This is a genomic window from Paenibacillus sp. T2-29 (assembly GCF_052921365.1).
This window is the reverse complement of sequence record NZ_JBREVE010000005.1, coordinates 148,257-161,287: the sequence shown is the minus strand read 5'-3', so window position 1 is coordinate 161,287 and position 13,031 is coordinate 148,257. Positions and strand designations below refer to the sequence as shown.

General features: G+C 45.6%; 10 protein-coding genes and 1 riboswitch. Of the genes, 4 read left to right on the top strand and 6 right to left on the bottom strand.

The window, feature by feature from the left end; translation table 11 throughout:
• Positions 1–59 precede the first annotated feature (59 nt).
• The gene (locus ACU1JV_RS16035; protein WP_040103616.1) at positions 60–1,082 is read right to left on the bottom strand and encodes an NADH:flavin oxidoreductase/NADH oxidase; all 1,023 of its coding nucleotides are present in this window, start codon (positions 1,080–1,082) and stop codon (positions 60–62) included.
• 303 nt (positions 1,083–1,385) lie between these two features.
• On the opposite strand from ACU1JV_RS16035, the gene ACU1JV_RS16030 reads away from it, so the two are divergent.
• Positions 1,386–2,192 carry a polysaccharide deacetylase family protein gene (locus tag ACU1JV_RS16030; RefSeq protein WP_413986222.1) on the top strand — a complete coding sequence of 269 codons (807 nt, stop codon included), beginning with the start codon at positions 1,386–1,388 and terminating at the stop codon, positions 2,190–2,192.
• A gap of 196 nt (positions 2,193–2,388) precedes the next feature.
• Here ACU1JV_RS16030 and ACU1JV_RS16025 read toward each other — a convergent pair whose 3' ends face one another.
• The 3 genes from ACU1JV_RS16025 to ACU1JV_RS16015 all read right to left on the bottom strand — a co-directional run bounded on the left by ACU1JV_RS16025 (position 2,389) and on the right by ACU1JV_RS16015 (position 5,648).
• The gene (locus tag ACU1JV_RS16025) at positions 2,389–3,057 is read right to left on the bottom strand and encodes a 3D domain-containing protein (RefSeq protein WP_413986223.1); all 669 of its coding nucleotides are present in this window, start codon (positions 3,055–3,057) and stop codon (positions 2,389–2,391) included.
• 5 nt (positions 3,058–3,062) lie between these two features.
• Positions 3,063–3,231, bottom strand: a riboswitch (cyclic di-AMP (ydaO/yuaA leader).
• Between the two features lie 244 nt (positions 3,232–3,475).
• Complete coding sequence (locus ACU1JV_RS16020) at positions 3,476–4,198, bottom strand: amino acid ABC transporter ATP-binding protein (protein ID WP_013371435.1); 723 nt, start codon at positions 4,196–4,198, stop codon at positions 3,476–3,478.
• Positions 4,185–5,648, bottom strand: a complete 1,464-nt coding sequence (locus tag ACU1JV_RS16015) for an ABC transporter substrate-binding protein/permease (RefSeq protein WP_413986224.1) — start codon at positions 5,646–5,648, stop codon at positions 4,185–4,187. Before ACU1JV_RS16015 ends, ACU1JV_RS16020 begins: the two co-directional genes overlap by 14 nt.
• Positions 5,649–5,796: 148 nt before the next feature.
• Here ACU1JV_RS16015 and ACU1JV_RS16010 point away from each other — a divergent pair, with 148 nt between their 5' ends.
• Both ACU1JV_RS16010 and ACU1JV_RS16005 read left to right on the top strand, forming a co-directional pair.
• Positions 5,797–6,975, top strand: a complete 1,179-nt coding sequence (locus ACU1JV_RS16010) for a M20 family metallopeptidase (protein WP_058712421.1) — start codon at positions 5,797–5,799, stop codon at positions 6,973–6,975.
• Between the two features lie 39 nt (positions 6,976–7,014).
• Positions 7,015–8,085, top strand: a complete 1,071-nt coding sequence (locus tag ACU1JV_RS16005; protein ID WP_058830876.1) for a hypothetical protein — start codon at positions 7,015–7,017, stop codon at positions 8,083–8,085.
• Between the two features lie 88 nt (positions 8,086–8,173).
• Here ACU1JV_RS16005 and glgA read toward each other — a convergent pair whose 3' ends face one another.
• Both glgA and glgB read right to left on the bottom strand, forming a co-directional pair.
• Entirely contained in the window at positions 8,174–9,616 is a 1,443-nt protein-coding gene (glgA, locus tag ACU1JV_RS16000) for a glycogen synthase GlgA (protein ID WP_013371439.1), read from the bottom strand.
• A 21-nt stretch (positions 9,617–9,637) separates the two neighbouring features.
• Positions 9,638–11,563, bottom strand: coding sequence for a 1,4-alpha-glucan branching protein GlgB (gene glgB / locus ACU1JV_RS15995; protein WP_413986225.1), 1,926 nt, complete (start codon positions 11,561–11,563; stop codon positions 9,638–9,640).
• A gap of 236 nt (positions 11,564–11,799) precedes the next feature.
• Between glgB and ACU1JV_RS15990 the strand changes: the two genes are divergently transcribed.
• Positions 11,800–13,026, top strand: a complete 1,227-nt coding sequence (locus tag ACU1JV_RS15990) for a glucose-1-phosphate adenylyltransferase (RefSeq protein ID WP_040103610.1) — start codon at positions 11,800–11,802, stop codon at positions 13,024–13,026.
• Positions 13,027–13,031 lie beyond the last annotated feature (5 nt).

Genomic DNA, 13,031 nt, shown 5'->3' with positions numbered 1-13,031 from the left:
TAAATTTTAAGCTCTGTACACATGTTTACGCAAGCTTTGCAAAGAGGTTTCAAAAATATCTAAAAACCGCGTAGATAAGGCTCTGGGATATCTGCCTGTACTTTTAGCGCCCGTGAAGCATGCAGCGCCCAATAGGGATCACGCAGCATGGCACGCCCTATGGCTACCAGATCAGCTTCATTTTGCTGAACGACTCGGCGGGCATCCTCATAATCATCCAATAAGCCGACAGCAATGACAGGCACATTCAATTTTTCACGGATGGTATGAGCCAAATCGACCTGATAACCAGCACGCGCAGACGGGCCTCCGCTGGAGCCTATCGGACCCTCACCACCAGAAGAAATATGGAAAATGTCTACACCTGCATCACGATATCGTTCCCCTATGGCTGCTATGTATTCAACATCATATCCGTCTTGGACATATTCTTTGGCAGATATCCGCATTAGCACAGGCATATCAGCAGGAAGTACCTCTTTAACAGCACGGATCACCTCAACACCAAACAGTGACAAATCCTGCCCATATTCATCTTCTCTGGTATTGGTTAAAGGGGAATGAAATTGATGGATCAGATAGCCGTGAGCACCATGAATCTCTACCGTGTCAAAACCAGCTTCTACCGCCCGGCGAGCCCCCTCTTTGTAGGCCTGAACCAGTTCCTTGACTTCTGCTCTCGTCAAAGTGTGGGGATCTTTAAAGCGTTCACTAAAGGGGATCGAGGACGGGCCTACAGGTGTCTCAGCATCCTCGGCCTTGCGTCCGGCATGGCCTAATTGAATGGCAATTTTGGCACCATACTTGTGGACTTCCTCTACAATTTTGCGATATGCAGGAATATGTTCGTCACTCCAAATGCCCAAATCACGATCCGTAATGCGTCCATCCGGATGAACCGCTGTCATTTCCACAATTATGAGCCCAGTCCCTCCTACCGCGCGACTCACATAATGGACATAATGCCAATCCGTCGGTTTGCCGTCCTTGGCCTCCACGCTGTATTGGCACATTGGGGGCATGACAATCCGATTTTTTAATGAAAGCCCCTTTAATTGATAAGGAGTAAACAAGTCGGTCACTTTTATCCATCCTTCCCTCAATTCCAAGTATGTATCATTATGAATAGCATCCCCATTATACACCAGCTGTCACGGTATACCGAATCCTTTGTAAGGCTAAAACTTGCGAAAATGCTTCAGTTTTCGGTCATGTTTAAGAGAAAATGTACGTTTACTTCGTCATCTTCACGGATACCCGCTTCATGATGTACTTCTCTTCAGCCGTGTAGGGCTTCACTCAATCACCAGCATAATTTTAATAGGACAGGTACATAATAGCTGAGAGCACCACTAGGTACCACTGCACGGAAAGGGGGAATACAAATGCGGTACAGGGGAGTGTTGCCATGTTTAGCACTGTTACTAGCATTTTCAAGTTTTCCCGTTCACGCGGACACGCCTCCTAACATCGGAACGCCCCATCCCAAGGAAGCTGCTGCCGCTACTTCGGTATATCAAAGTAAAGATCGAGCTACTCCAACATTAGCGATGCTACGAAAAAAGCATGCGGACATTTTTAAAATGTGCGGCCCGCACACCCGCCAAATTGCCTTAACCTTTGATGATGTGCCCGATTCAAGGTATACGCCGCAGGTTTTGGACGTATTACACGCAAACGGTATCAAAGCTACCTTTTTTATCGTCGGTCACCGTGCGGAAAAGCATCCGGGGATCATACGCCGCATCATCCGCGAGGGTCATTCTATAGGAAACCATTCCTATACTCATCCGGATTTCAGGAAGGCCACACCAGAACGTTTTCGCCACCAGATTACAAAAACAGAACGCATTTTAGAAGCCAGCATAGGTTTTCGGCCCAGATTGATACGACCACCCTATGGTGAAATCACAGAGCCTCAAATCCAATGGGCACGTCGTCATGGGTACATGATCGTCAATTGGAATGTGGACTCTCTAGACTGGAAGGGATTAAGCAAAACACAAATTCAGCGCAACGTGATCCCGGCTACCGGACCTGGCTCCATTATTTTAATGCATGCAGGTGGAGGTCAAAGTTCCAACTTGCAAGGCACTGTCCAAGCTTTGCCGGGTCTAATCCACTCTCTAAAAGCTAAGGGCTACAAATTTGTCACTGTCCCCCGGCTACTTCACACATCGGAACGAAAATAACAGCATGTCTAAGCTTCAAATATACCAACAACGTAAAAAGGCTGCCTTAACGAGCAGAATACTTCTGCTTGTAAGACAGCCTTTTTTAGCGATAAACGACTGGGCCTAATAAAAAGTCGTCCCAGTTATATGTTGTATGATAGATCAAGTTTACATAACATATATTATGTTTAATTAAATCATACTAAGCACAATGCTATTTATCAATGACGTACAGTTTCACATTCTGGAAGCCAAAGTCATTCACGAATGATTTATTGCCAGGGATAAAGATATCAATCCGCTTTCCGGTAATAGCACTGCCCTGATCACGGGCAACGGCCACAAAAGAACGGTCTGGCAAGCCGGGATGGGAATAACCTGTAACTAGCACCTTTGTTCCCATAGGAATGACTTTCGGGTCTACCGCAATTGTACCTAGCTTAAGTGGATTGCCGTAATAATCGACCGCACCCCATTTGCCATTTTCATCAGCTGCGGCAGAATATGCTGTAGCTTTAACATCAACTACTTTACTGTAATTGAATGTTTTGCCCCATGCTTCAATTGTTGGCTTCTCATTCGCTGGTGCTTTCTCTGTAAGAAGCTGTGGCTTCGAATCCGAAGCCGCCTTTACACTTTTTTCGTCTGGCACTTTAATTTGCAGACCTGCATATATGTTGTTGGACGCAATATCCGGGTTAGCCTTCGTCAACTCATCTACTGATACCCCATAACGTTGAGCAAGCAAAAAGAAGGTATCGCCTTCTTTGGCAGTATGAAGCGAAGCAGCATCTGCTACTCCAGCTGTCTGTGCCAGCCCTGCAATAGCTGCAGCAAGCACCGCAAATTTCATAGTTTGTCCAATATGTTTTAAATATTTCAAGATATGTACCTCCTCTGTTATGCCTGCGGAGTTAGCTGTCGGATTCGGACTCAGGAGAAGCCCTATGCTTGTGCAATTCACCCCTAGGCATATTCCACAACATCTTATGATGCATTGGAATCATTGCCGTTGTTACGTCCCCCGCACTTCCCATGGTTTGAGCCCAGCACCTGAGTATTTATTATCATTACTGCTGCCCCGGTAAGTTTTGGCTTACTGCATAATATCACAATTTTGTAACCTTATCTGCATGAAAATGTTGGTAACCTTGAATATCATACTATACTCGTTACAATTTTGTCATCAAGAATCCGTTTTCTGTTACGAAAATATGGAGATATAGTGACAAAAAGAGAAAAGCCCTCCGTGAAACATCATCACGAGAAGGGCTTTGTCAATATTTTATAAAAGCATTTTCTTACAGCACTTTAGCAAGAAAATCACGGGTACGGTCATGGCTTGGAGTACCGAATACTTGCTCAGGCGTACCTTGTTCTATAATTTGACCGTTGTCCATAAAGATGATTCGATCCCCTACCTCACGGGCAAAGCCCATTTCATGCGTCACGATCACCATCGTCATGCCGCCCTCAGCGAGCTTCTTCATCACGTCCAGAACCTCTCCAACCATTTCAGGGTCAAGGGCAGAAGTAGGCTCATCGAACAGCATTACGTGCGGCTGCATGGCCAAAGCACGTGCTATCGCAATACGTTGTTTTTGACCGCCAGATAACTGGTTCGGGTAGGTATTCTTCTTATCCTCAAGACCCACGGTCCGCAGGAGCTCCAGCGCAATTTTCTCCGCTTCTTTCCCCGACTGCTTTTTCACCTGCGTTGGTGCAAGCGTCAGATTCTGCAGTATTGTTTTATGCGGAAACAGATTAAAATGCTGGAAAACCATCCCCATCTTCTCCCGAGTCGCATTAATATTATGACCACGGGCCGTAATCGGCTCACCCTCAAACAAAATTTCCCCTTCTGTTGGCTGTTCCAACAGATTCATACAACGCAAAAACGTACTTTTTCCTGAACCACTCGGGCCGATAATGACGACTACTTCACCTTTGGCGATATCTATATCAATGCCTTTTAAAATTTCATTCTTACCGAATGATTTACGCAGTTGTTTAACGGTGATCACTGGCTCTCAACTTCCTTTCCCATAAACCCAACAGCTTAGATAAGCTGAATGTCATTACAAAATAAATAGCGGCTGCGATTACGAACGGACTCAAGCCTTCGTAGGTAATATTCTTAATGACCTGGGCTTGATACATAATATCCACCATCCCAATGGTCGAAATAATTGATGATTCTTTAATGATCGTAATGAACTCATTACCAATAGCAGGCAATATAGATTTAAATGCTTGCGGTAAAATGACATGACGCATTGCTTTGCCTCGTCCCATCCCGAGCGAGCGGGCAGCTTCCATCTGTCCACGGTCTACGGCCTGAATACCCGCACGGAAAATTTCAGCCAAATATGCCGAGCTATTCAGAGACAATGTGATCACACCCGACTGGAGTGGGGTAAAATTGATACCCAGCGTCAAAGCAATTCCGTAGTGAATGATCATGAGCTGTACCAGCATAGGTGTACCGCGCAGGATCTCGACATATGTGGTACCTAACCACTCAATGATACGTATACCACTCATTCGCAGCAAGGATATGATCAGACCAATAATGAATCCAAACAATACTCCGAGTGCAGACAACAACAGAGTGTAGCCAATACCCGTAGCGTAAAGACTACGATATTTCATAAATATATCTACAATGCTATTCGAAGAAACCTGTCTGTCGGCAGACAGTGCACTCGCTTCTGTAGAAAACTTCTCAATCGAACCGTCTGCTTTCAGGCGAGCCAACGTTTTATTTACTGAAGCAAGCAATTCCGCATTTCCTTTACGAATGCCTACAGCAGTTTCTGCTCCTTCATCCTCAGGTACTGCCTTAGCAAGTGTTACGGTACCGTCTAGTGTGTATCCTTTAGCAACGGTATCTTCGATTACAACCGCGTTGATACGGTTGGTCCGAAGCTGGAGTACCAGATCGGATATTTTATCTAATGAGGTAACCGAAGCATTAGGCACTTTTTGTGCAATTTCTTCCTGAATACTCCCCTTCTGTGCACCGAGCTTCTCTCCTTTCAGAGTAGCCATCGTTGAATATTTGTCCTTATCCTCCGGGCGTACCATAATGACTTGTTTGGAGTGATAGTACACATCCGAAAAATCAATACTCTTTCTGCGCTCATCCGTCGGTGTCATACCGGACAGCACCAAGTCTACACGACCACTTTGCAGAGCAGGCAGCAAGGAATCAAAGCTCATGTCCTCTGGGACCATCTCTGCGTTCAGATCCTTGGCGATTTCCTTGGCAATCTCCACATCGAACCCAACAATGGTTTTCTTACCGTTAATGACTTTATAAAACTCATACGGCGGAAAGTCGGCACTCATGCCCACTACAAGTTTTTTCTGTGGTTTTGCTTCCGTTCCGTATGCATTGAGCATCGGAAGACCAGCCAACAGTAAGATAACCGCCGACAAAACCAGGGCGGTAAAACGATATGCCTTTTTCAATCTTTTTTTCTCTCCTTAAATTCTTTATAATAAATAAGATTGTGTCATTATAAATGAATATGCATGATTATGCAATGAATGTTATAGTACAATTTTAGTATATCTATCGCAGTACCTACATTACAGCTTATATAAAGGAGTTTTTAGCATGAATTTCAAACAGACCATTCAACACACCATTGAACAGCACGCCCAGCGGTTTAAGGACATTTCGTTATATATTGGCGCAAACCCTGAACTTGGAAACGAGGAATTCCTGGCCTCTGCCCGTTTAAAAGAAGAACTTGCTTTTCACGGATTTGAAGTTCAGGCACCCGTATTGGGTATAGAAACAGCCTTTATTGCTACTTACAAAGCAACCAAGCCTGGACCAATCATTGCTTTTCTGGCAGAATACGACGCTCTGAAAGGGCTAGGACACGCCTGTGGGCACCATTTGATATGTATGATGAGTACAGGCGCTGCCGTCGGTCTCAAATCGATTATCGACGAGACTGGTGGAGAAGTACGTGTATACGGCACACCTGCCGAAGAAACACGCGGTGCAAAGGTTCCGATGGCGGCGGCCGGGTTGTTTGATGATTGCGATATAGCTATGATGACACATCCCTTTGACCGCTACGAAAAATCAGGAAAATCGCTAGCGATTGATGCTGTGCAGTTCGAATTTTTTGGTCAATCCGCTCATGCTGCGGCCAGTCCGCATGAAGGGATTAATGCTTTGGACGCTGTGATTCAAACGTTTAACGGGATTAACGCATTTCGGCAACAGGTAAAAAGTACGGTACGTATCCATGGCATCATTAATCAGGGTGGGCAGGCTGCCAATATTATTCCTGATTACGCCTCAGCCCAATTTTACGTGAGGGCCGCTACACGCCAAGAGCTGAACCCGCTTACCCGCCGTGTTGTTCAAATTGCTGAAGGAGCTGCTTTACAAGCCGGGTGTCGTTTGGAAACTTCCAATTATGAGACTTCTTACGATGAAATGGTGACTAATCGTGTACTCTCCGACACCTTTACCGCAAATTTGGTGCAGGCTGGCATTGCGCAAGAAGATATTACGGAAGGTGAAGATCATGGCTCTATGGATATCGGAAATGTATCACTTCATTGCCCTGCGATCCACCCGTACATTCAAGTTATTGACGAGAAGCATGCCTTGCATACACCAGAATTTCGCGATTTAGCAATGCAGGACCGCGCAATGGAAGGAATGCTCTTGGCCGCGAGAACCTTGGCATGGACGGCTTGCGATGTAATCACAAATTCTGAGCTGCTGGCACAGATAAAAAAAGAATTCGCTCTACTGAATAGCAAAAGCTAAAATCGGAAATGCCGTCTTCTTCTAGAAAGGAGTGCCATTATGAATAGTATGACTAGCTTTTGGACGTTGTTTATTGTGGTTGGTCTCATCATTCTTTGGTTTATATTCCGTGCTATACGCAGGAATCGTGGAAACAGAAGTACGCGGCGCCGGAATGCATTTTTCCTTAGCTCTCCGTCTCCTTCGTCACTTACGCAGGAGCGTCATCGAGAGATTACGGAGCTGAAGAAGCTGCTGGAGCGATCCATTCCAGCCTCCTATGCTCATAACGTAAAGCAACGTGTCATGGACGCCAATCCTAGCCTGACGGAGCAAGAATATAATTGGCGCTGGCATGAGCTAAAACGATACTTCATGCTATGCGCCATTATGAATCGGGTGCCTATGTTCAGTAGTGATGTGGATGAACTATGGCACGAAATGTTAATGTTTACGCGTGAATACCAGCAATTCTCCGAAGCTTTTTTTGGTCGTATGCTTCACCATGCACCCCATTCGGGCGGCTCTCAGCCGATGCCAGAGGAGCGGGCGTGGTTTGACTGGTTGTATGTGGAATGCTTTGGTTGGAATCGTTATAGTGCCAGTTTGTGGGGAACTTTTTTTAATCATCCGCTACCGAACGATGAGCTTTCACACTATTACAAACTGACAGCTTCGACGCAGCCAATAGGTGACCGATGGAATTCCCATGAAAATGTAGACATTTCACAGCAAGCACAACAAGCGGTTCATAAGATAATCCAACACCTCCGTGAGCGGGTAAATAAAGCTGTAAATGATCCAGAGGGCAAGCAGCTACCCAAGGTCAACTATTTGCAGGTTGACTATCTGCTATTGGCTGCTGTGTGGTATTCATGGTATCAACCTGAACAATTTGCCATACACATGCACCCAGATTCTACAAACAGTGCCGCACTAGCCAGCTCATCCGGCTGTAGCTCCGCAAGCGGCTGCTCGAACTGGGATACACACCACTCGCACCATCATTCCTCCCATGACAGTTCTCATGGTGGAGGCTCTTCTCACCACGATTCAGGCGATTCCGGGAGCCATTCCTCGTGTAGCAGCGGCTCTTCGTGTGGAAGTAGCTGTGGTGGCGGGGGCGACTGACCAGCAACAAAAAAGGGAATTCCTCAGCCAAACCATGGCTAAAGGAGTTCCCTTTTTCATTAGCATAAATATGGTATTTATGTGCTGTTTAATCGGTCTTTGCTAGCGAACGGTAAATATCCATATACGCCTCGGCCGATACATCCCAACTGTACTCTCCTGCAAAGGCCGTCTGTGTAAGCTTGTTCCAATGCTCAGGTTGACGATAGTAATGAACAGCACGACGAATGGTATGCAGCATGTCATGTGCATTGTAGTTCGTGAAACTAAAACCGTTACCTTCACCTGTGGATTCATTGTAAGCCTGCACAGTATCGTTCAGCCCTCCAGTTTCTCGCACGATGGGGATACTTCCATAACGAAGCGCCAGCAGTTGACTAATCCCACAAGGCTCAAACCTCGATGGCATAAGATACATGTCACTTGCCGCATATATTTTTCGTGACAATGGTTCGCTAAAAGTAAGCTGCGCTGACATTTTCAGAGGATATCGTCCCGCTGCTTCCCGGAACCAGTGCTCAAAAGCAGGGTCCCCTGTTCCCAGTACGACAAACTGAATATCATCATAATACAAAATTTCGTCAAGCACTCTGGTTACCAGATCTAGCCCCTTCATATCCACAAGCCGGGTTACCATAGCAATCATAGGTACGTCCGGACGCACCGGCAAACCCAGCTCCTTTTGTAGAGCAATTTTATTTTCCTTTTTCTTTGCCAGACTTGTGCGGTATTTCGTATAAATACGATTGTCTGTGGCAGGATTGTAGCTTTGGGTGTCAATTCCATTCACAATCCCCGTTAAGCGTCCCTGCTGTCCTAATTTACGAAGTAGACCCTCCAGTCCGTATCCGTAAAATTCAGTTTGAATTTCCTCTGCATAGGTTGGACTCACGGTCGTGACATGATCCGAGTAAGTAAGCCCACCTTTCATAAAGTTCAGTCTGCCATAATACTCCACACCCTCGGGGGTAAAATAGCTTCCATCCAAGTTAAGCAGCTCCGTTAAGACCTCATATGGAAAATCACCCTGATACAACAGATTATGTATCGTAAACACCGTGCGAATATCGTTGTAAAAGGGCAAATGTCGATAATCGGCATTCAGAAGTAGCGGTACCATCGCCGTATGCCAGTCATGACAATGCACAATATCTGGCCGAAAATTCAGTTCAGGCAGCACTTCCAAAATCGCCCGGTTGAAGAAGGAGAAGCGTTCGCCATCATCCATATAACCGTAAATACCGTCACGACCGAAGTAATATTCATTATCTATAAAATAAACCCTGATCCCGTCCAACGTCAGCTCCTCTACTCCACAATATTGATCACGCCAGCCTACAGCTACATGCTTGACCGTTACCGGACGCAGAGACTTCTTATAGGTATCGGGAATACCCGCATATTTAGGTAAGATGATTCGGACGTCACACCCTGCCTGATGAAGTGCCTTTGGCAGTGCGCCAATAACATCAGCCAACCCACCTGTTTTAATAAATGGATGTGCTTCTGCTGCCGCAAACAAAATGTTCATATGTGCTTCCTCCTTATGTGGTCAATCTGCTTTTTTAGACCTACGTGGTGGTGTCTTCTTGAGTATAACGATGCTTAGGGGTGGAATAGTCACCTCCAAGCTGTGAAGCTGTCCGTGGTAAGGGATTTTGGAAGTACGTATCGCTCCGGAGTTTACCTGACCACTTCCCCCAAAGTCCTTATGATCGCTGTTCAGCAATTCCATATAGCTTCCTGCCTTTTGCAACCCAATTCGATAATTTTCTCTTTGCACAGGCTGAAAATTAATAAGGACAACCAGCGTATCCCCCGTTTTTTTGCCTTTACGTAAATACGTAATTACACTCTGCCCTCGGTCTTCAGCTTCAATCCATTGATAGCCGTCCCACGAATGGTCCAATTCCCATAATGCTTTCTCCTGAAGATATAAATGATTCAGTGCTTTCGAATATGCGTGCAAAGACCGATGACTGTCATAGTCTAGCAAAAACCAGTCAAGCTGATCCTCATCCTTCCATTCAATAAACTGACCAAATTCCCCTCCCATGAATAAGAGCTTTTTACCTGGTGAGGTCATTTGGTAGCCAAGGAGCGCCCGTAGTCCGGCAAATTTTTGTTCATAGGTGCCCGGCATTTTATCAAGCAGCGACTTCTTACCATGAACAACCTCATCATGCGACAATGGCAGTGTAAAATTTTCGCTGTATGCATAGGCTATGGGAAAGGTCAGCAAATTATGGCGCTCGGGTCGTTGATCAAACTCCGATTCCATATAATCAAGTGTATCGTTCATCCACCCCATATTCCATTTGTAATTAAAACCGAGCCCTCCATCGCTTACTGGGGAGGTCACCATCGGCCAAGCGCTGGACTCCTCTGCCATCATGAGTGCATATGGATAATAGCGGAATACCGTCTCATTCAGCTGTTGAAGGAAGGCGATAGCCTCCTCATTTTCAATCCCTCCCTTGGAATTGGGACAATATTGTCCTTCCTGCTTTTCAAAATCCAGCCGTAACATGCTCGTCACCGCATCCACACGCAGACCATCAATATGGTACACATCCATCCAGAACAATGCGTTGGAGATCAGAAAAGAACGTACTTCTGGCTTGCTATAATCGAACGTTAGGGTTCCCCAGCCGGGCTTTTCAGCAATTAGCGGGTCCGCGTATTCGAACAGTGGCGATCCGTCAAACCGTCTCAATCCATGAGCATCCTTGGCAAAATGAGCCGGAACCCAATCCATAATCACTCCAATTCCCGCCTGATGGCAACGATCCACTAAATACATAAAATCATGTGGTTCACCATAACGGCTTGTGAGTGCAAAATATCCTGTTAATTGGTAGCCCCAGGAAAGATCATACGGATGCTCACTCAGCGGCATCAGCTCAATATGTGTATACCCCATATCAGTTACATAAGGCACAAGAAGCTCAGCCATTTCCCTGTATGTATAAAACGTACCATCTGCTTTTTGCTTCCAAGTGCCTAGATGAAGCTCGTATATATGTAGAGGTTTACCATAAGGTGCTCTACGTTTACGGCGCCAAGCTGCATCGTTCCAAACATAACCATCCAATGAAGATACCACTGAAGCCGTAGCCGGTCTCACTTCAGCACGTACAGCGTAAGGATCTGCTTTCAGAAATCGTTCACCATTTGGACCTGTAATGTCGTATTTGTAAAATGTTCCTTGGGATATCCTCGGAAAAAAACGACTCCAAAAACCGGATTTGGGAACCCTATATAAGGAATCCTGTTCCCCATTCCAGTTGTTGCGATCTGTAGCAAGCCCGACATGGAGAGCATGAGGAGCCCAGACCGTAAAACGAACGCCCTGTTCTCCGTTCTCCACAGTCAGGTGGGAACCCAAAGATCGGTAGCTTTGATAAAGCGTTCCTTCATGAAACAAATAAATATCTTCCGATGAGATAGTCTGTTGCGGAAGAGTTTGGTCTGTCATCACGTCACCACCCTTTTATGTTTGTAAGTAAAAATGTATGAATCGGTAATGCATTCGCTTTTGGGTCAAAGCTGACCAGAGTTATTACCCCATTCTAGCCACAATGAACAGAAAAATGACTAGGAAAAAAATAAACCTTAGTTTTTGGGGAATCTTATATACCTGATGGTTTCAAGAGTACCCCATACCGTTTATGTATGTACTACAACAGACAACTAAACCGGGAGGGAAACGAAATGTTTAATAAAGAATGCATTGCCATGCTGCTGGCAGGCGGAGAGGGACGCCGTCTTGCTCCCCTTACTTCAACGATTGCAAAACCCGCCGTACCTTTTGGCGGTCATTACCGGATCATCGATTTTCCTCTCAGTAATTGCGTAAATTCAAACATTGATACTGTAGGTGTACTGACGCAATATGAGGCGGAATCCTTGCACGAACATATTGGGGATGGAACTCCATGGGGCCTTACAAAAACGGATGACAAAGGAATTACCCTGCTTCCATCTTATAATACAGGTAACGCTGAATATTTAGGAACGGCAGATGCTATTCATAAGAATATCGAATATATTGACAGCCAAAATCCAGAACATGTGCTTATTTTATCCGGTGACCATATTTACTATATGAATTATGGCGAGATGCTGAACTACCATAAGGAAAAAGGAGCTGCGGCAACCATTTCTGTCATGGAGGTTCCTTGGGATGAAGCACACCGTTTTGGTGTTATGAGCGCCGATGAAGATCTGCGCGTCACTGAATTCGCAGAGAAGCCGGAGAAACCGGAAAGTAATTTAGCCTCTATGGGGATTTACCTTTTCAAATGGGATTACTTAAGAAATTATCTACTGGAAGACGCACAGGATCCTCAATCCAGTCATGATTTTGGCAAAGATATCATACCTAAAATGCTGGCAGACCAAGAATCACTATACGTTTATGAATTCCAGGGTTACTGGAAAGACGTAGGTACAGTTAAAAGCCTATGGGACTCCCACATGGACTTGCTGCAAGAAAATTGCGCGATTGACCTTCAGCGTCAAGACTGGCCAATGTATACACGTGAACGCCGCACAAGGCTGAGCGCGCAAAAGGTGCCTGGTCGTAAAATGCAGTCATTGGACAGCCTCCTGCATGATTCCTGCCAAGTCGAAGGCCAAATTGAGCGCTCCGTAGTGTTTAGCGGCGTCGAGGTGGGAAAAGGCTCTTCTATCAAGGAAAGTATCGTTATGCCTGACACACGTATTGGGCGCAACGTGCATATTGAGCACGCAATTATCGGTGAAGGTGCTGTGATTCGTGACGGTGCTGTTATTAAAGGTAATCCGAGCGAAATTGTGGTTATCGGACCCAATGAAACAGTATTTGGCAAAATGGCAGTACGGCCGCAAACTACACGTATGCTAAAAGAAGCATATGAGCGTAACACACGCTTGCGTGCAGAAGGCTTTACTTCATAACTCTC